18 protein-coding genes and 1 tRNA gene are annotated in these 19,261 nt (G+C 70.1%); 5 read left to right on the top strand and 14 right to left on the bottom strand.

Going from position 1 to position 19,261, the window contains the following annotated elements:
• Positions 1-149: 149 nt before the first annotated feature.
• The 8 genes from OG588_RS24525 to OG588_RS24560 form a co-directional block, all read right to left on the bottom strand.
• Positions 150-1,826 (bottom strand): long-chain fatty acid--CoA ligase, encoded by a 1,677-nt coding sequence (locus tag OG588_RS24525; RefSeq protein WP_405949174.1) that lies wholly within the window; start codon positions 1,824-1,826, stop codon positions 150-152.
• 95 nt (positions 1,827-1,921) lie between these two features.
• Positions 1,922-2,503 (bottom strand): SigE family RNA polymerase sigma factor, encoded by a 582-nt coding sequence (locus OG588_RS24530; RefSeq protein ID WP_405949175.1) that lies wholly within the window; start codon positions 2,501-2,503, stop codon positions 1,922-1,924.
• Positions 2,504-2,656: 153 nt separating this feature from the next.
• Positions 2,657-3,826, bottom strand: a complete 1,170-nt coding sequence (locus OG588_RS24535; RefSeq protein ID WP_405949176.1) for a lipid-transfer protein — start codon at positions 3,824-3,826, stop codon at positions 2,657-2,659.
• Positions 3,823-4,245, bottom strand: coding sequence for a MaoC family dehydratase (locus tag OG588_RS24540; RefSeq protein ID WP_405953199.1), 423 nt, complete (start codon positions 4,243-4,245; stop codon positions 3,823-3,825). Before OG588_RS24540 ends, OG588_RS24535 begins: the two co-directional genes overlap by 4 nt.
• A gap of 20 nt (positions 4,246-4,265) precedes the next feature.
• Positions 4,266-5,405: an acyl-CoA dehydrogenase family protein gene (locus OG588_RS24545; RefSeq protein ID WP_405949177.1), complete on the bottom strand. Its 1,140-nt coding sequence runs from the start codon at positions 5,403-5,405 to the stop codon at positions 4,266-4,268.
• Position 5,406: 1 nt separating this feature from the next.
• Positions 5,407-6,342 carry a bifunctional MaoC family dehydratase N-terminal/OB-fold nucleic acid binding domain-containing protein gene (locus OG588_RS24550; RefSeq protein ID WP_405949178.1) on the bottom strand — a complete coding sequence of 312 codons (936 nt, stop codon included), beginning with the start codon at positions 6,340-6,342 and terminating at the stop codon, positions 5,407-5,409.
• Positions 6,339-7,577, bottom strand: a complete 1,239-nt coding sequence (locus OG588_RS24555; RefSeq protein WP_405949179.1) for an acyl-CoA dehydrogenase family protein — start codon at positions 7,575-7,577, stop codon at positions 6,339-6,341. Before OG588_RS24555 ends, OG588_RS24550 begins: the two co-directional genes overlap by 4 nt.
• Positions 7,578-7,879: 302 nt before the next feature.
• Positions 7,880-8,191, bottom strand: coding sequence for a hypothetical protein (locus tag OG588_RS24560; RefSeq protein ID WP_019055045.1), 312 nt, complete (start codon positions 8,189-8,191; stop codon positions 7,880-7,882).
• Between the two features lie 371 nt (positions 8,192-8,562).
• On the opposite strand from OG588_RS24560, the gene OG588_RS24565 reads away from it, so the two are divergent.
• A complete protein-coding gene (locus OG588_RS24565) occupies positions 8,563-9,465 on the top strand; it encodes a bifunctional DNA primase/polymerase (RefSeq protein ID WP_405949180.1) in 903 nt (300 codons plus the stop codon).
• A gap of 190 nt (positions 9,466-9,655) precedes the next feature.
• On the top strand, positions 9,656-10,582 hold the full coding sequence (locus OG588_RS24570) for a DUF4232 domain-containing protein (RefSeq protein ID WP_405949181.1): 927 nt from the start codon (positions 9,656-9,658) through the stop codon (positions 10,580-10,582).
• Between the two features lie 116 nt (positions 10,583-10,698).
• Here OG588_RS24570 and OG588_RS24575 read toward each other — a convergent pair.
• The 6 genes from OG588_RS24575 to OG588_RS24600 all read right to left on the bottom strand — a co-directional run bounded on the left by OG588_RS24575 (position 10,699) and on the right by OG588_RS24600 (position 16,041).
• Positions 10,699-10,785, bottom strand: a tRNA-Ser gene (locus tag OG588_RS24575).
• Positions 10,786-11,183: 398 nt separating this feature from the next.
• Complete coding sequence (locus OG588_RS24580; protein WP_405949182.1) at positions 11,184-11,570, bottom strand: barstar family protein; 387 nt, start codon at positions 11,568-11,570, stop codon at positions 11,184-11,186.
• A gap of 88 nt (positions 11,571-11,658) precedes the next feature.
• Positions 11,659-12,546, bottom strand: coding sequence for a GNAT family N-acetyltransferase (locus tag OG588_RS24585; RefSeq protein WP_405949183.1), 888 nt, complete (start codon positions 12,544-12,546; stop codon positions 11,659-11,661).
• A gap of 134 nt (positions 12,547-12,680) precedes the next feature.
• A complete protein-coding gene (locus tag OG588_RS24590) occupies positions 12,681-13,622 on the bottom strand; it encodes a CU044_5270 family protein (RefSeq protein WP_405949184.1) in 942 nt (313 codons plus the stop codon).
• Positions 13,615-14,256, bottom strand: a complete 642-nt coding sequence (locus tag OG588_RS24595) for an RNA polymerase sigma factor (protein ID WP_405949185.1) — start codon at positions 14,254-14,256, stop codon at positions 13,615-13,617. Before OG588_RS24595 ends, OG588_RS24590 begins: the two co-directional genes overlap by 8 nt.
• Before the next feature lie 252 nt (positions 14,257-14,508).
• Positions 14,509-16,041: a S1C family serine protease gene (locus OG588_RS24600; RefSeq protein ID WP_405949186.1), complete on the bottom strand. Its 1,533-nt coding sequence runs from the start codon at positions 16,039-16,041 to the stop codon at positions 14,509-14,511.
• A 330-nt stretch (positions 16,042-16,371) separates the two neighbouring features.
• Between OG588_RS24600 and OG588_RS24605 the strand changes: the two genes are divergently transcribed.
• From OG588_RS24605 to OG588_RS24615, 3 genes are all read left to right on the top strand, one after another.
• Positions 16,372-17,223 carry a glycerophosphodiester phosphodiesterase gene (locus OG588_RS24605; protein ID WP_405949187.1) on the top strand — a complete coding sequence of 284 codons (852 nt, stop codon included), beginning with the start codon at positions 16,372-16,374 and terminating at the stop codon, positions 17,221-17,223.
• Between the two features lie 230 nt (positions 17,224-17,453).
• Complete coding sequence (locus OG588_RS24610; protein WP_043257980.1) at positions 17,454-18,014, top strand: ATP-binding protein; 561 nt, start codon at positions 17,454-17,456, stop codon at positions 18,012-18,014.
• A 149-nt stretch (positions 18,015-18,163) separates the two neighbouring features.
• Positions 18,164-19,129, top strand: a complete 966-nt coding sequence (locus OG588_RS24615; protein WP_405949188.1) for a DUF5926 family protein — start codon at positions 18,164-18,166, stop codon at positions 19,127-19,129.
• The last annotated feature ends 132 nt before the right edge of the window (positions 19,130-19,261 follow it).

A 19,261-nucleotide genomic window follows, 5' to 3' on the forward strand; every position in this document is an offset into this window, starting at 1 on the left:
CGTGGGGCGCTCGGCGCGGGGGGGGGTATGGCGCGAAAGTGTGACACTCGACGGGAAAGTGTCACACTTCCGCGGGGAGGGTCCGCTCCGGCAGGGACGAACAGAGGCCGCACCGCTCACGTTCGAAGACCCGTCGTCGCGGGTGCGCGTCAGAGCTTGGTGACGTCCAGGTCACCGGCGGCGTACTGCCTGCGCAGCACCTTCTTGTCGAACTTGCCGACGCTCGTCTTCGGGACCGACTCGATGATCGTCCAGCGTTCGGGGAGCTGCCACTTGGCGATCTTGCCCTCGTCGGCGAGGAACGCGCGCAGGGAGGTGAAGTCCGCGGTGGAACCCTCCTTCAACACGACCGTGGCGAGCGGGCGTTCGCCCCACTTCTCGTCCGGTACGGCGACCACGGCGGCCTCGGTGACGTCCGGGTGGGACATCAGGGCGTTCTCCAGGTCGACGGAGGAGATCCACTCGCCGCCGGACTTGATGACGTCCTTGGCGCGGTCGGTGAGGGTGAGGAAACCGTCGGGGGAGATGGTGCCGACGTCACCCGTCTTGAGCCAGCCGTCCTCGCTGAACTTGTCGGCGGGGCGCAGGGGTTCGGCGTCCTGGCCGTTGTAGTAGGCGCCGGCGATCCACGGGCCGCGCACCTCCAGCTCGCCCGCCGACTCGCCGTCGAACGGCAGCCGTTCGCCGCCGGGGCCGGTGAGGCGGGCCTCGACGCTCGCCGGGAAACGGCCCTGGGTCAGCCGGTACTCCCACTCCCGGTCGGTGCCGACCGCCTCGGCCGGTGGGCGCGAGACCGTGCCCAGCGGGGAGGTCTCCGTCATGCCCCAGGCGTGGCAGACCCGCATACCCAGCTCGTCGAAGGCCGCCATGAGCGCGGGCGGACAGGCCGAACCACCGATGGTGACCTGGGTGAGCGAGGAGACATCGCGGGGCTTGGCGGTCAGCTCGGCGAGCAGGCCCTGCCAGATGGTGGGCACGGCCGCCGCGTGCGTCGGGCGCTGACTCTCGATCATCTCGGCGAGCGGCGCGGGTTGGAGGAAGCGGTCCGGCATCAGCATGTTGACGCCGGTCATGAAGGTGGCGTGGGGCAAACCCCAGGCGTTGACGTGGAATTGGGGCACGACGACCAGTGAGGTGTCCTGGTCCGTGAGGCCCATCGACTGGGTCATGTTGACCTGCATGGAGTGCAGGTAGATCGAACGGTGGCTGAACACCACGCCCTTGGGGTCGCCCGTGGTGCCGGAGGTGTAACACATCGCGGCGGCCTGGCGTTCGTCCAGCTCGGGCCAGTCGTACGTGGTCGGCTTGCCGGCGATGAGGTCCTCGTACTCGTGCACGCGCGCGTGGGCGCCGTCGAGGGGCGTGCGGTCGCCGGGGCCGGAGACGACGATGTGCTCGACCGTCGGCAGCTTGGCCAGCAGTGGGGCGAGCAGCGGGATCAGCGAACCGTTGACGATCACCACCCGGTCCGCCGCGTGGTTGACGATCCACGCCAACTGCTCCGGCGGAAGACGGAGGTTGAGCGTGTGCAGCACCGCACCCATGGCCGGAATCGCGAAGTATGCCTCGACATGGACCGAGTTGTTCCACATGAAGGTCGCGGCGCGCTCACCGTCCACCACACCCAGGTCCTCGCGCAGGGCGTGCGCCAGTTGGGCCGAGCGCGCACCGATCTCCGCGAAGGAACGGCGCTCCGGCTCCCCCTCACCGGTCCAGCTGATCACCTGCGATGTTCCATGGACCGTCGACCCGTGGGTCAGGATCCTGGAGATCAGCAGCGGTACGTCCTGCATGGTGCTCAGCACGGCGTCCTCCCGGGGCGACATTGCCTACGCGGTAGTAAGGGTCGCGCTGATTCTGCTCACATACCGAACGGTATGTCACTAGGGCTGGGTGATCGATCACATCACGTCGCCCCCGGCTAGCGGGCGAGAACCAGCTCCGGGTCCTCCCGCAGCTTGCCCAGCGCCCGCGACACCGCCGACTTCACCGTGCCCACGGACACCCCGAGCACCTCGGCCGTCTGGACCTCGCTGAGGTCCTCGTAGTACCTGAGGACGACCATCGCCCGCTGCCGCTCCGGCAGCTTCGCGATCGCCCGCCACATCGCGTCGTGCATGGCCTGCTGCTCGGCCGGGTCCTCCGCGCCGCCGGCCGTCTCCGGCTCGGGCAGCTCGTCGCACGCGAACTCGTCGACCTTGCGCTTGCGCCACTGCGAGGTCCGCGTGTTCAGCAGCGCCCGGCGGACATAGCCGTCCAGCGCCCGGTGGTCCTCGATCCGCTCCCAGGCGACGTACGTCTTGGTCAGCGCGGTCTGCAGCAGGTCCTCCGCGTCGCACGGATTCGCGGTCAGCGAGCGTGCGGTGCGCAGCAGCACCGGTTGCCTGGCCCTCATGTACGACGAGAACGACGGGTACGTGAGGGTCTGCGTACCCCGTACTGCGGGCCGGGTGGCGGCCCGTGCGGTGGCGTCCGACGCGCTGGTGCAGACTGCTGTGGTCATGGCTCCACGCTATGAGCGACCCCCACTCCCGCGGATCGCCCGCAGGTCCCGAAGCAGGGTCCGCCTCAGGTTGTAGGGGTGGGGCCGGCTACACCTCCTGAAGGTGGAGGAGGGGGTGACATGTACTGCGGGTTTACCCCTGGGGGCTAATCCCTACGTACCAGCGGCGGTGAGGATCAGCCCCGAGGTCGGTACCCCCGTCCCCGCCGTCACCAGGACCCGCCCTGCCCCCGGTATCCGGTTCACGGCCGTGCCGCGCACCTGCCGGACGCCTTCCGCGATGCCGTTCATCCCATGCAGATACGCCTCCCCGAGCTGTCCCCCGTGCGTGTTGATCGGCAGCCGCTCCTCGGCCACGAAGTCCGCCGCCTCCCCCTTCCCGCAGAACCCGAACTCCTCCAGCTGCATCAGCACGAACGGCGTGAAGTGGTCGTACAGGATCGCCACGTCCATGTCCTCCGGGCCCAGCCCCGCCGTCCGCCACAGCTGGCGCGCGACCACGCCCATCTCCGGCAGGCCGGTCAGGTCGTCGCGGTAGAAGCTGGTCATCTGCTCCTGCGCCCGCCCGGCACCCTGCGCCGCCGCCGCTATCACCGCCGGTGGACGCGCCAGGTCGCGGGCCCGCTCCACCGACGTGACGACGATCGCCTGGGCGCCGTCCGTCTCCTGGCAGCAGTCCAGCAGCCTGAGCGGCTCCACGATCCACCGCGAGGCCGCGTGCTCGGCGAGCGTGATCGGCCTGCCGTGGAAGTACGCCGCCGGGTTCGTCGCCGCGTACTTACGGTCCACCACCGCCACCTGCCCGAACACCTCTGGCGTCAGGCCGTACGTGTGCAGATACCGCTGCGCCGCCATCGCCACCCACGACGCCGGCGTGAGCAGCCCGAACGGCAGCGCCCAGCCGAGCGCCGCGCCCTCCGCCGACGGCTCCCGGTGTGTCACCCCCGAGCCGAATCTGCGTCCCGACCTCTCGTTGAAGGCGCGGTAGCAGACCACCACCTCCGCGACCCCCGCCGCCACGGCCAGCGCCGCCTGCTGCACGGTCGCGCAGGCCGCGCCGCCGCCGTAGTGGACCCGGGAGAAGAAGGACAGCTCACCGATCCCGCAGGCCTGGGCCACGGTGATCTCCGGGTTGGTGTCCATCGTGAACGTGACCATCCCGTCCACGTCCGCCGGTGTCAGCCCCGCGTCGTCCAGCGCGGCCCGCACCGCCTCCACGGCCAGCCGCAGCTCACTGCGCCCCGAGTCCTTGGAGAACTCCGTCGCCCCGATCCCGACGATCGCGGCGCGTCCGCCGAGGGTGTCGCGGGTGCGGGCGCTCATTCCCCGGCCTCGCTCGTGGCTGCGGTGACCTCGGGCCCGGTCGGCACGGTGACCGTGACCATGCCGGTCACATGTCTGCCGATGCCGTTCGCCCCGAGCACCCGTACCGTCGCGGTGTCGCCGTCCGCCTCCTCGATCCGCCCCGTCAACACCATCGTGTCGCCCGGGTAGTTGGGGGCGCCGAGCCGTATGGCCACCTTGCGGAGTGTGGCTCCCGGTCCGAAGTGGTCCGTGATGTAGCGGCCGACCAGGCCGTTCGTCGTCAGGATGTTCATGAAGATGTCGGGGGAGCCCTTCTGCCGTGCCGCCTCCGCGTCGTGGTGCACGTCCTGGTAGTCACGGGAGGCGACTGCTCCGGCGACGATCAGGGTGCGGGTGATCTCGATCTCCAGCGGCGGCAGCTCGTCACCCGCCTTCACTCGCGCCGGTGCTTCCGCTGTCATTCCTCTCCCACCTCCGCTTCTTCGCCCTCGCTCACGATCAACTCCCCCAGCTCCTGGAGCACTTCGCCCCCACAGCCCAGGTACGCGTCCAGCTGCCGGCCCCAGAGGAAGTGCCGGTGCACCGGATGGTCCAGGTCGGCTCCCGCCCCGCCGTGCAGATGCTGACCCGTGTGAACGACACGCAGGCCCGCCTCGGACGCCCACCAGGCGGCGGTCAGCGCGTGCGTGGCGTACGGCAACCCCGCATCCCGCCGCCAGGACGCCTCGTACGCCGTCACGCGTATCGCCTCTACGTCCATGTGCGCGTCGGCCGCCCGGAGTTGAACCGCCTGCCGCGTCGCCAACGGACGCCCGAACTGCTCCCGGGTGTTGACGTGCGCCACGGCCCGCGCGAGCGAACCGGCACACACCCCGGCCTGCAGCCCGGCGAAGGCGGTACGGGCGGTGGCCAGAACGTCGGTGTAGGGGGAGGGAGTTGGGGGGCGGGACTGGAGCTGGTCACCCTGGTGAACGCCCCTCGCACCGAGCCGTTCCGCCGGTGTGCCGTCCAGCGTCAGTCGCCCCGCCGACCAGGGCGCCGTCAGCTCGACCGGCTCGACGCGCGCTGCCTCCGCGACCGGGGTGAGCCACAACTCGCGCCGGTCGTCGGCGACCAGGACGTGCGTGGCGTCACGCAACCAGGGGACGACGGGGACGGTTCCGGTCAACTCGCCCTGCGCGGACGCCTGTTCATCCTGACCTCGCTCGGCCTCCCCCCGTGCACCTCTCGCCCGTACACCCCCCTGCGCCGGAAACGCCCCGCACACCACCACCGACCCGTCCCCGATCCCCGGCAACAACCGCTCCCGCTGCTCGGGGGAGCCGTGGGCCGCGACCGCCAGCAGCCCGTACACACAGGTCGACGCGAAAGGCACCTGGGCGGTCGTCCGCCCCTGTTCCTCCAGGAGGAGCACGAGCCCGAGCAGGCCCAACTCCTCGACGGCGCCCACCAGTCCGGCCGCGCACAGGGCCTTCCACAACTCCGGGTCGCTGTCCGTCCCGGCCGCCGTGAGCCGCTCCGGTGTCGAGAGGTCGCCGAAGATACGGGCGGCCAGGTCACGGGCCGCCGCCTGCTCCTCGGTCGGTGTGAAGTCCATGTCAGCCCACCTCGCCCTCTCGGCCTTCCTGCGCCCGGAAGACGGGGAGCACCAGTGGCCCGTCTTCATCGTCGTACCGCTGGAATTCGAGCCTTACCGGCAACCCGATGCGGACCTTGTCGTAGGGCACGCCCACCACGTTGCTCACGATCCGCACGCCCTCGGCGAGTTCGATCAGCCCGACCGCGTAGGGAGGATCGAAGGCGGGGAAGGGCGGGTGGTGCATCACCACGTACGAGTAGACCGTGCCGTCGCCGCTCGCCTCGACCGTGTCCCAGTCCAGGCCTCCGCAGGCGTTGCAGCCAGGCAGCCAGGGGTGGCGCAGGGTGCCGCAGTCCGTGCAGCGCTGGATGAGGAGTTGGTGCCGCTCCACGCCCTCCCAGAAGCCTGCGTTGTCCCGGTTGACGACGGGGCGGGGGCGGCGAGCACTTCTGATCTTCTGTTTCTGTCTCGCGGGGGCGTACTTGAGGATGCGGAAGCGGTGGGTGCCGACGAGGTCCGGTCCGACCCGGACGTCCATGCGTGTGGTGACGAAGTACCCCGTGCCCAGCTTCGTCGTCTTGCGGTCCGACACCGACTCGATGACCGCGTCGAACGTGACCTCGTCGCCCGGCCGCAGGGGCCGTAGATACTCCTGCTCGCAGTCGGTGGCGACCACGGAGGTGCAGCCCGCCTCGTCGAGGAGGTCGAACAGCTCGTCGTAGGCCCCCGTGCGACCCGTGTGCCCGGAGAGGCCGCCCATGGTCCATGCCTGGAGCATGGTGGGCGGGGCGACGGCGTCCGGCCCCGCGTACGCCGGATTCGTGTCGCCCATCGCCTCGCACCAGTGCCGGATCATCGGCTCGTTGACGGGGTCCTTGCCCCTGCCCGCGACGGCGGCCGCACGTCCCTCGTACGTCTTGAGTCGCGCCCCCAGCTCATCGACCACCGTGCTCACCTCCGCCCCCTCGTCATCCCGAGCCGCATCGTCGCGACGATCTCCCGCTGCACCTCGCTCACCCCGCCCCCGAACGTGTTGATCTGCGCCGCCCTGTTCAACCGCTCCAGCTCGCCGTCCCCGAAGACACCCGGCGAACCCGAACGCACCAGCCCTGCCAGCCCCGTCGCCCCGTCCGGTCCCTGCGGCCCGTCCGTCCCGGCAACGTGCTGACATATCTGGTACACCGCGACCGTCGATTCGGTTCCCACGACTTTCACGCCGCTCGCGTCGCCGGGGGCCAGCCGGCCCGCCCCGACATCACCCACCAAACGCCAGTTGAGCAGGCGCGTCGCCGCCAGCCGGGCATGTGCCTCGGCCAGCTGAGAGCGCACCCACGGCTCGTCAACCCGACGCCGCCCCGTCACCGGATCGGGTGTGCGGGCGGCGGTCAGCACGGCCGTGTAGAAGTCCTCGGCCTGCATTCCGGTCGCGGCGAGGGCGACCCGCTCGTGGTTGAGCTGGTTGGTGATGAGGGACCAGCCCTCGTTCTCCGCGCCGACGAGATTGCCGGCCGGGACGCGGACCCCGTCGTAGTACGTGGCCGTCGTCCGCTGCCCGCCGACCGTGTCGATCGGCGTCCACGAGAAGCCGGGCGCGTCGGTCGGGACCAGGATGATCGAGATGCCGCGGTGTTTGGGGGCCTCGGGGTCGGTGCGGCAGGCGAGCCAGATCCAGTCGGCGTTGTGGGCGTTGGAGGTGAAGATCTTCTGCCCGTCGATCAGCCAGCCACCCGCGTCTCCATCCCCGTCCCCATCCGCTTCGCTCCCCGTTCCTCGCCGTACCGCGCGCGTGCGCAGGGACGCGAGGTCCGTGCCGGCCGAGGGTTCGCTGTAGCCGATCGCGAAGACGAGGTCGCCGCGCAGGATCCCCGGCAGGAGGGCGGCCTTCTGCTCCTCGCTGCCGTACTTCATGAGGGTCGGGCCGACGGTGTTCAGGGTGACCATCGAGACGGGTGCGTTCGCCCGGTAGGCCTCGTCGAAGAACACGAACTGCTCGTCGGCGCCGCGCCCTTGGCCGCCGTACTCGACGGGCCACCCGAGCCCGAGCCAGCCGTCGCCGCCGATCCGGCGCAGCAGGGCCCGCTGGCCCTGGGGGTCGTCCGCGCCGGGTGGTCCGTCCGGCATCAACGCGGCGAAGTACGCGCGGAGTTCGGCGCGCAGTCGCCGTTGGCGGGGGGTGGGGGCGAGGTACACGGCGGCGGACCTCCGGGGCGACGTGGGCGTCATAGGTCACGTAGGCGTCATAGGTGTCGTAAGCGTCGTAGGTCACGTAGACGTCGTACGGACAGGGGTTTCTGACTGTCCGTCAGATGCCGTGCACTGTCAAGGTCGTTACGGCACGGCGGTCCAACCGTCCGGGCACGCACGCGTGGCGCACGAAAAACGCCTGCGCGGCGGCACCGAAGCACCGCCGCGCAGACGTGTCACAACCCCAGAGAGCACACCTCTCGCACCTCACACACTCCCGCGCATCCCCGCGCGGAAGTCGGGCGCGGCTACCAGAAGTTGGCGAAGTTGACGGCGACGTTCTCGTTTCCCTGGTTGATGGCGGTGAACGCGGAACCGTTTACCTGGGCGGTGTTGCTCTGGTTCGAGGCCCCCGAGCCGACCGCCTGCTGCTGTGTGGTGGACGAGTTGCCCTTGTTGTCGTGCCCGACCCCGCTGCCGCTGACGGTCGCCACACCCGCGTTCGATCCGTTGCCCGCGATGGCGCCGTTGTCCGCCGCCGCGACGCCAGTGAAGAGGGCGGCTGCCAGCGGGAGGGCGGAGACGGCGGCGATGACGCGGGCGGTACGGATGCTTGCCATGTTGTTCCTCCAGAACAGGGTGCGTACCGGCTCCGTGGCCGAACGCACATGAACTACGGCTTCAAGTACTGCTTCTGCCAAGGCAGTTGGCCGACCGCCTCGGTGTGTGGTGCACAACGTCGCGGAACCAGAGTTGCCCACCGAATCCCCGGCGAACCAGACCGGAAGCGGTTATTCCCCCTGAAGCGTGATGACAAGTCGATAAACCCCTTCGCCTACACTGAAGCCACAGTTCAGGGCAGTTCGGACAGCTCACCCCAGGCACCCCAAGGGGCGAAGCGTTCCGCCAGATTTCCGGCCAATCCGCCCGCCCCGGCGAGTCGCCGCCTCTCCCTCTTCCTTTTTTCGAACACTCGTACGAACATGGAGGCATGGCCACCACCGACCGGCAGGCCACGACGCTGGCCCTCGCACACGCCCTGTCAGCCGCCGAACGCGGACTGGCCGTGATCCCCCTGTCCCGCACCAAACTCCCGGCCCTGCGCTCCCCGCACCGCGACGACCTGCTGAGCACGACGGGCGAGGCAGGCGCGGTGACCTCGACGGGCCCGCGCTGCCACGGCGAGTGCGGACGCCTCGGCCACGGGGTGTACGACGCCTCGTCCGACCCGGCGCGCATCCGCGAACTGTTCGCCGCCGCGCCCTGGGCCACCGGCTACGGCATCGCGTGCGGACTGCCGCCGCACCACCTGATCGGCATCGACCTCGACACCAAGTCCGGCACGGACTCCTCGTCCGCCCTGCGCGAACTCGCCCTCCGCCACCTGTTCACGATCCCCGAGACCGTCGTCGTCCTGACCCCCAGCGGCGGCCGCCACCTCTGGCTCACCGGCCCGCCGGACGTCGTCGTCCCCAACTCCGCGGGCCGCCTCGCCCCCGGCATCGACATCCGCGGCGCCGGCGGCTACCTCGTCGGCCCCGGCTCCCGCACCGACCACGGCCTCTACGGCGCCGCCCCGGCCACCGCCCACCTGGCCCCCGCGCCCTGCCCGCCGGCCCTCCTGCGCCTGCTCCTCCCCCCACCCCGCACGAACCACCCCACGCCCACCTCGACCGGCCAACACGGCCAGGGCCTGGTCCAGTTCGTCCTCGCCGCCCACGAAGGCCAACGCAACACCCGCCTCTTCTGGGCGGCCTGCCGCGCCTACGAGAACGACATCGGGCCCGCGCTCGTCGACCCCTTGGTCGAGGCGGCGCTGGGCACGGGGCTGTCGGAGAGGGAGGCGCGGGCGACCATCGCTTCGGCGGCGCGGATGACGGGGCGGCGGCCGTGAGACCGGGTCAGGGTGTGGGCGTCACGAACCCGGGGTGACCGGTAACTCACTGAGCCGTAGCCTCATTTGACGCATCGTCATGCCGCTCCACTCCAACACGCCTCGCTCCCACCCCACTTGTGACACTCCCGTTGCCGGAACTATGGCCTCCATCACATACGCGTGATCCGCGCCCTGATGAGGTGAGCGAATGCCAAGACCCGCTTGCCTTCTCCCAGTTGTCGCCGCGACCGCCCTGCTGCTCACGGCCTGCGGAACGGACCGCGCGGGCTCCGCGAGCACCGGCACGGACACGGCCGAACCGTCGTCCCGCACACAGGTCGACGACCCGGGCAAGGACGGCGTACGGATCACCTCCCTGACCCTCCCGTCGGCCTCCCCGTCGCCCACCCGCAGCACGTCCGTCTCCGCCGAGACCCTCACCGTGGACTCGGGGATCTCCGCCACCTACGAGGTGACCAACAAGGGCACCAAGACCCTGACCTACACGGTCGTCTTCACCTTCACGAGCGCCGACGGCGGGGCCATGTCCAACCAGACGGCGACCGTGCGCGACGTAGGCCCCGGGAAGACCGTGCGCGGTACGGTGCGCGCCGGAAGACTGCCGCTCAGCACACCGCGGGTGACGGGGGCCAAGGTCCTCGAAGTGACCAAGGTCCCCGCGAACGAGGCACCGGCCGCGCCGGGCACCTGCCCCGCCTCCGGCATCCGGGTCAGCGCCGACCAGGGCGACGCGGCCATGGGGCTGCGCGTCGTGGGCCTGCATCTCGACAACTGCGGCACGCGCGACTACACGATCAAGGGCTACCCGAAGCTGGAACTCCTGGACGACGACTTCAACCCCGTCCACGGCATCAAGATCCTCTCCGGCAGCACCGAGATCACCACCGGCGCCGGGCCCGACAAGCCGCCACAGACCATCACCCTCAAGCCCGGCGAGTCGGCGACCGCGGGCCTGGTGTGGCGCAACACCACCGAGTTCGGCACGGCGGTGAACGTGCCCTACGTACGGGTGCGCGCGAAGGCCGGTGCCGCCCCGGTGACGGTGACTCCCCACCTCGACCTGGGAACCACCGGGAAGCTCGGGGTCCGGCCTTGGGTGAGGGCGCAGAGCTAGGACGTCGCGGCGGTATCGCGGGCCGACGCGCTGCCCTCAGAAACACGGTCCGGCACCCCACCCCGTACGACGACGGCCCCCGACCGCAATTCCCGGTCGGGGGCCGCCAATCCACGCGGTGGGTGTGGGATTTGAACCCACGGTCACATCGCTGCGACGACGGTTTTCAAGACCGTTCCCTTAGGCCGCTCGGGCAACCCACCTGCGCACACGCCCACCAGGGACGGAGCGGGTACAGCGTACCGGGCCGGGGCCTTGTGCGGGGCCCGTGGTCCACGGGCCCCTAGTCCACCACTTGGGGTTGTTGCTCAGTTCCGCACGTGGACCGCTTCGTCTCCACGTACCGGTGGGCCCCCGGGGCCTGCTCCGGCAGTACGCCTTGGCGATGTTGCGCACTGAGCGGGTGGGGGCCCCGGAGCGGCGGCGGAGACGAGAAGCGGTGGCGGAGACGAGGAGCGGCGGCGGCCCATGGCTGCCAGCGCGCGGCCCGCCGTAGGCAGGTCGCCTTCATCCGGTAAAGGGCCTGCGCACTCACAGAAATCGCTGGTCACCGGATCCGACGGCTTGGACGTGACGCCATGATGGAGGGCTTGCCCGCCCGTCACCCGAGGCGCAGGACGCCAGGAGCGCGATCGTCGAAGATCTTGACCAGCCAGTCAAAGACAGTGGTTCCCCGCTCTTGTCTCGCTGCGGCAAGGTCGACGCTGACCGAAGGGCGGTTCGTGGGGTGACAGCGTGACAACCGGATCTCCAACTGGCGAGCTGTCTCCGGATGGCCGAGATGCTCGCGAGACACCTGGTGGTCGCGCCACTCCACCACATAGTCATCGTCGTCGGGTGCTCCGAAGCCACCGCTGAGGCAGTCGGCGAAGGCGTCGAGGTTCCGACCGAAGTAGCCCCCGGGACCGTTGATCGCTTCGCCGATGACTCGCCAGAAGTCTTCCAGCGTTCTGATCCGCGTGCCGTCCAGCACATATATCGGTGTCACGGCTCGGAGGATACGTGCAGGTCCGCGCTGTCCCTCCGATTCCGGCTCCCTGGAAGGTGACCGAGAAGATCTCCGGCTGCGCGGCGGACTACACCCGGGCAGGCCGCCCCGCCGCGGCACCCGAGAAGTCGTACACCGCCCAGTCCGTGAACAGGACATAACCGAGGCGCTGGTAGAGGGCGTTGCTGGTGGGGTTGTCCGGGTCCGTGAAGAGGACGACGTCCGTCGCGCCCGTGGCCAGTGCGGCTCTGGTCACCTCGGTCGTCACGGCGGCGGCGTAGCCGCGACCTCGGAGGTGGGGCGGGGTGTAGACGGGGTCCACGCGGACCATGCCGCCGATCTTCGAGGTCGAGCCGGCGATGGAGACCGGAGTGCCGTCCGGGGTCTCCCAGAACGTGAAGTGTTTGTCCGCGAAGCGGGTGTCGGCCCAGGAAGTGGGGAGGACTTCGTCGACTGCGGCGGCGAACTCACCGCACCAGTGGGCGACTTGCTCATGGTCCTCCACGCCCTCGCCCGCGACCCGGCCCCTGCCTTCCGGGAACGGCTGCGGTGGGGTGAGGGTGCCGAGTCGGTAGAGGTGGAGACGGACGCGGAGTGTCGGCGTCGCGCCTGTGTGGCGTTGCCATGCCTCCGCGAACGCGCTCGCGGTGCTCTGGTCCGCGGTGACGTAGGGCAGAGCGTGCCCGAGGTCCGCCAGGTGGGCGGCCAGGGTGTCGGCCTGCTCGGGGGTGAGGGCGGTGGGGGCCAGGCCGCGGGACGGGAGGCGGTAGAAGGTGGCGTGGACCTCGCCCGCTCGTTCCAGTCGTCCGAACACGGGGGCCTCGGCGCCGTGTTGTGCCTCCGGCCCCCGCCTTCGTAGCTTCTCGGTCGCCGTCAGTGTCTGGGTGTGTGGCGTGGGGCGTGACCTCAGGAACTCTCCGGCTCGGGCCAGGAAGTCCTCGACGTCAGCGGTGAGGTGCCAGTCGTCCGGTCGCATGGTTCATGTTTTCCCGAGGCGTCTGCGTATACCGGTGGTTCGCCCGAACGTATTCCGGTGGTTCGCTCAACGACCCTCGAAACATGCCCAGTTGACCCCGCCGACCGGCACCTCACCTCCCTCACCTCACATCCCTACGGCCGCTGCATCACCCGGTCCACCACGGCGCTCACGGCGACGTACGACCACTGTTGGTACGTCTTCCCGCCCGCCGTCCGCTGGTCGCGCATGCCGAGGTACCGGTACGTCTTCGCGTCGAACACCATGATCGGGCCGCCGTGCGCCCAGAGGGTTCCGGGGGCGCCGACGTACTGGATGCCGATGCCCTCGCGGCCGTCGGCGTCCTTCTGGTGCGGCAGGACCTTGATGCCGGGGACACTGGCGAGCGCCTCGTAGGCCGCGGAGCGCAGGCCCTTCGGCAGGACGGGGGTGCGGAGCAGAGCGGAGACGAAGATCTGGGTCATCGGCCAGTCGGCGGCCCTCATCGGCTTGCTGTAGTCCGGCTTTCCGCCCACGTCCCGCAGGGTGATCAGCAACTTGCGCGGATCGGTGGGAAGTTGCTCGAGCTCGGTCCACCTCCTCGGCGGCCAGGTGCCCTGGCCCGGAACGAACACCGGGACCCACTGCTTGTGGCCCAGTTCGCTGACGTAGGACTTCTTGGAGCCGTCGACCGAGCTCCAGCTCTCGTCGACGTAGGTGCGGGTCGAGCCGCCCTTGGTCGGCGTCTCCTTGATGATCTCCTTGGTGTAGATGAACTGGTCGTCGCGCGGGGCGATCGGCTTCTCCAGGCGACGTTCCTCGGTCGCCGCGCCGTGCAGCACGGTGGTCGCGCTCACCGGCTGGGTGCGGGGGGAGGAGTCGTTGGCGATCAGCACGGTCGTGGTGATCGCCGCCGCCGCGACGCCCGCCACCGCCATCCGCAGGATCGGACGGCGCCCGACGGTCACAGGAGCGGCAGGGACGTGCATCGTCTGGTGGAGGCGGAAGAGCGCACGCGCGCGTGCGGTGTCCGTGAGCGGGGGCGTGTCCGCGTCCCACTCCGTCAAGGGCTCCAGTCCACGCATCAGTTCATTCATCGTCGGATTCCTCGGATTCCTCTGGGAAGGCTGTCGGATCGGATCCGCCCAATGCGTCGCGAAGTTTTCTGCGAGCCCTGTGCAGCCGTGACCGGACCGTCCCCACCGGTACCTCCAGTGCGCGGGCGACCTCCTCGTAGCCGAGGTCGGCCCAGGCGACCAGCAGCAGCACGTCCCGGTGCCGGGCGGGCAACCGGGCCATCGCCAGGGCCAGTTCGCCCCGTACGGCCTGTGCGCTGACCCGCGCGGCCACCTGGTCGGCGACCGGGTCCTCGGAACCGTCGGCGGGTGCGGCCGACGGCAGCCGGCCGATCGCCTTCAGCCGTCGGGCCTCAGCACGCCGGTGCCGGCCTATGAGGTTGGTCGCGATGCCGAACAACCACGGTCGGGCGTCGGCCAGTTCCGTGTTGTACCGGAAGCGCTGTTGGAACGCGGTGGTGAACGTCTCCGCCATCAGGTCCTCGGCGACCTCCGTGCCGAGCCGGCGCGCCGCGTAACGGTGCACCGAGTCGGCGTGGCGGTCGAAGAGCACGGCGAATGCCTCGGGCTTCTCCCACGACCGTTCGATCACCGAGGCGTCACTCGTCGAGGCGGCGCTGTCCTGCCCCACTCTGATGCCTGGTTCGACGGTCATCGGGGCTCCTCTCGTCCATGCGAACACGCTGATGAAGATTGGGCTTTCACCCGTACTTCGCCGCAGGGAGGAATCCAGTTCCCTAGTCGAGGTCCCTGAGTCGAGGTCCCCGAGTCGGGTTCAGCCGCATGCACGCACGCGTGGAGGACGAAAACGCCCGGCCGGAAAACGACCGGGCCGGGCAAGGAAACCCTTGCCCGGCCCGCCGGTTGATCGCCTGACGCTACCTACGTCGGCTGTGTGTCAGCCGCGTCAGCTGTCGCCGACCCTCGACCCGAGGGTCAGGTCGGTCGTGTGCTCCGTGCCGCCGCGCTTGTAGGTGATCTTGACCTTGTCGCCCGGCTTGTGGGTCCAGATCTCGCCGATCAGGGTCGGGCCGCTGTCGATCACCGAGTCGTCGAGCTTGGTGATGACGTCGCCGGCCTTGAGGCCCGCCTTGGCCGCGGGGCCGCCGGCCTCCACCGAGGAGGCGCCGCTGACGCCCTCGGCGGTGATCGTCGCACCGGAGGCGCTGTCCTCCAGGGAGACGGAGGCGCCGATCTTGGCGTACACCGGCTTGCCGGTCTTGATCAGCTGCTGGGCGACGTACTTCGCCTGGTTGATCGGGATGGCGAAGCCCAGGCCGATCGAGCCGGACTGGCTGGTGGAGCCGAGGCCGCCGCTGCTGGTCGACTGGATCGCGGAGTTGATGCCGATGACCGAGCCCTGCGCGTCGAGCAGCGGACCGCCCGAGTTGCCGGGGTTGATCGAGGCGTCGGTCTGCAGGGCGCTCATGTACGACGCCTTGCTGGTGGAGCTGCCGTCGCTGGAGGCCACCGGGCGGTTCTTGGCGCTGATGATGCCCGTGGTCACCGTGTTGGACAGGCCGAAGGGGGCGCCGATGGCGATCGTCTCGTCGCCGACGGCCACCTTGTCCGAGTCGCCGAGGGCGAGCGGCTTGAGGTTGCTGGGGGCGTCCTTGAGCTTGATCACCGCGACGTCGTAGCCCTGGGCGTGGCCGACGATCTCGGCGTTGTACTTCTTGCCGTCCGGGAAGGTCGCCGTGAGCTTGCCGCCGTCGACCGCGTCGGCGACGACGTGGTTGTTGGTGACGATGTGGCCCTGGGTGTCGAACACGAAGCCCGTGCCCGTGCCGCCCTCGCCGCTGGTGCTCTCGGCCTCGATGGTGACGGTGCTGGGCAGCGACTTGGCGGCGACGCCCGCGATGGTGCCCGGGTCGCGCTTCACGGAGGCGCTGCTGCCGGTGTCGGCGGAGACGGTGGTGGAGTTGCTGTTGTCGTCGTGGTCCTTGGCCAGGGTGTAGCCGAGGCCACCGCCCAGGCCGCCGGCCACCAGCGCGGCGATCAGCACGGCGGCGATCAGGCCACCGCGTCCGCCACCGGGCTTCTTGGGCGCGGGCTGCTGCTGGTACGGGGTACCCCAGCCGCCGTCTCCGTATCCGCCCGCACCTGCGGTCGTGTCGCCCGCGTATCCGCCGACGCCCTCACCGCCGTACGCGCCCGCGCCCGTGCCGCTGTCGGCGTACGACGGGGTGGCGGGCGGCGGGGGCGGCCAGGAGGCGTCGGGGGCGGATCCCGTGCCCTGCGGGGGCGCTCCGGCGTACGCCGGGGCGGGGCCCGCGTGCAGCGTGTCCTGCGGGGCGCCCGGAGGCACCGGCGGGAGCTGCGTTGTGGGCGCGCCCCCCTCGGCCGCGGCCGCCTGCGGGGAAGCTGCGGGAGATTCCACCGGCACAGGAGGTGCAGACGGGGCCGGGGGTACCTCAGTGCCCTCGTTCTCGGTGCTCACAGCTCTTCTCCTCGGTCCACGGCTGTTGTTCTCGGAAGCATGCGGTCACACTCTTCACGCTTGTCGATCGGTCCGGCGCGAAACAGCTGTGCATGTGCTTTTGTATGCCGTCAGCTTTTCCCACCGGCCGTCAGAGCACCATAAGCGGTGCCTGTGGGTTGATGGCGAACCTTTATAAGGGATCTATCGGGCTAAAGAGGCATACTCTCTACGAGTCTTCCACGACCCTTGCTACGAGCCCGGCCACGGGCCTGACTACGAGCCTGGCCACGGACCCGGCTACGACCCTTCGGTTCCACGCCTTCCCCGTCGCGATGGCACCATGACGCGGTGACCCTCGCACGGCAGCACCGGATCCAAGTCGTCGCCCACCGCGGAGCCTCCGAAGAGGCGCCCGAACACACCCTGGCCGCCTACAAGAAGGCGATCGAGGACGGTGCGGACGCCCTCGAATGCGATGTACGGCTGACCGCCGACGGCCATCTCGTCTGTGTCCACGACCGCCGCGTCAACCGGACGTCGAACGGGCGCGGGGCGGTCTCGGCACTGGAGCTCGCCGACCTGGCCGCCCTCGACTTCGGGTCCTGGAAGGCCCGCGACAACCGCGACTCCTGGAAGACACGGGACGAGGAGCCCGACTGGGAGCACCTCCCCGAGGACCCGGAGGACCGGGAGGACACCTCCGTCCTCACCCTGGAGCGACTGCTCGAACTCGTCGCGGACGCGGGCCGACGGGTGGAGCTGGCCATCGAGACGAAGCATCCGACGCGCTGGGCCGGGCAGGTCGAGGAACGGCTGCTGGTGCTCCTGAAGCGCTTCGGCCTGGACGCCCCGGCCACCGCCGCCGACTCCCCGGTACGGGTCATGAGCTTCTCGGCGCGCTCGCTGCACCGGGTGCGGGCCGCGTCCCCCACGCTGCCGACGGTCTACCTGTTGCAGTTCCTCTCGCCACGCCTGAGGGACGGTCGACTTCCGGCCGGTGTCCGGATCGCAGGTCCCTCGATCCGGATCGTGCGCAATCACCCTGCGTACATCGAGCGGCTGAAAAACGCCGGTCACCAGGTGCACGTGTGGACGGTCAACGATCCCGAGGACGTCGATCTCTGCGTTGACCTGGGCATTGACGCCATCATCACCAACCGGCCGGGGGCCGTTCTGAGCCAGCTCGGCCGCGGAGATTAAAGAACCTCATAAAGACCCCTAAACACCCCTTGACCCGGGCACCTCACCTGCACCATCCTCCGAACTCGGCCACACCACCGAAAACAAGCCACTCCATCACAGGGAGTGCTCCGGCGCGTTCGGTCCGTGTTCGAGCATTGCGAATGCGTCACTGAACGTGGATTGGCCGGTTTCCGGTACAGGCCCATGGGGCATCCACACCGTGGCGTGGGGCGAAGGAGGTCTCGGGGGTGGCGTTGGTGGTGGCACAAGAGGTGCCCACGTCGTCGAGCATGGCCGTATCCCATGGCCCTGCGGGCGTGGGGGAAGCAAGACATCGCATGCGCGACCAGTTGCGTACGGGCGGTGTGTCGGAAGCGGTCATCGACGATGCCGTACTGATCCTCTCCGAACTGCTGAGCAACGCGTGCAAGCACGGCCGGCCCCTGGGCGACGCCCTGGCCGGTGACGGTGACGTCCGGTGCGCCTGGCGCGTGGACACGGGCGGCCGACTCACGGTCGAGGTGACGGACGGCGGCGGCCCGACCCGCCCGGCTCCGGCCACCCCTTCGGTGACCGCGCGCGGCGGACGCGGCCTGAACATCATCACCGCGCTGGCCGACGACTGGGGTGTCCGGGACGACACCCGGGGCGAGGTCACGGTGTGGGTCGTCGTGCAGGACGACGTGGATGATCCGGATGCGGGGCACCGGCGCGACGACTTCGCTACGCGCGTCACGGCTCCCACGGTCTCCCAGGGCTCCGCGATCCCCCGGCTGGAGTTCGCGGACGCGTTCGACGACTTGGACTGACCCGCCGGCCCGTACCTGTCCACGTCACCCGCGCTGTCCACAGGCCGCCGTCCACACCCGCCGGGTTGTCCACAGGCACCCGTCGGTCATGGCGTGAACGGCTAGGCTCCCGCCCGTACCAGACGAGCCGTAACCGGGAGACACCCACGATGGCCAAGAAGCGCCCCCAGACCACGGCCAAGCGGCCGCAGCTCAGCGACGCGGAGGTCCCGGTCGTCGGTGCCCGCGAGCCCTGCCCCTGCGGCAGCGGCCGCCGCTACAAGGCCTGCCACGGCCGGGCCGCCGCCCACGCGGTGACCGAGCTGGTGCAACGCCCCTTCGAGGGACTGCCCGGCGAGGGCGACTGGGTGGCGCTGCGCGAGCTGGTGCCCGCGGCCACGGTCGAACTGCCCCTCAAGGGCGGTCTCCCCGAAGGGGTTCCGTCCGTCACGCTCGCCACGGTGCTGCCGATGGCCTGGCCGGCCCTGCGCCGGGACGACGGCTCGGTGCTGCTCGGCCTGCAGAACGACACGGCCTCCGGCGACATCAGCCGCGACCTCGCCGACACCCTCCAGCGCGCGCTGGCCGCCGACCCGGGCACTCCGGTGCAGGCCCGCCGCGCACCGGCCGACGGTCCGCGACTTCAGGATCTGCTCGACCCGGAAGGCACGTTCGAGCCAGTTGTGCACCCGGGCTTCGAATTCTGGGTCCCGGAGGCGGAGAACGCTGCGCCGGAGGTGACCGCCTCCCTGGAGCGCGCCAACGCCGCCGCCATCCCGACCGTCAAGCTCCAGGGCGTGGACGCCGCGTACTGGTGCGAGACGCCGGACAAGAACCATCTGCGCTGGGTCATGCCGTACCCGGAGGAGCAACTTCTGGACGGTCTCGCGCGGTTGCACGCCGCGGGCCGCTCCGGTCTCGGTGAGGGCACCCGTCTCGTGGGGTCCTTCCGTGCTCACGGTCTCACCGTCCCCGTCTGGGACCTGCCGAGCGGGCTCGGCGCGGACGACATCGAGAAGCCGGCCGCCGAGTTCGCCGAGCGCCTCACCACCGCGCTGGCCACGGACGCGCCGCTCACCTCGGACGAGCGCCGCGCGCGGGGCGGTCTCACCAACCGGCAGGTCACGCTGAGCTGACACCCGGAATGGGCCAAGGGTTCGACCGGCAGACGGTTCGGTCGCAACAGGCCTGTTCACTCGGGTGACTCCTGTCACAACTCCCCGTTGTGAAAGGGAAGTCGGTGTCCGAATAGCCGAGATCGAATTTGC

The organism is Streptomyces prunicolor (genome assembly GCF_045162825.1).
GTDB classification, from domain to species: Bacteria; Actinomycetota; Actinomycetes; order Streptomycetales; family Streptomycetaceae; genus Streptomyces; species Streptomyces prunicolor.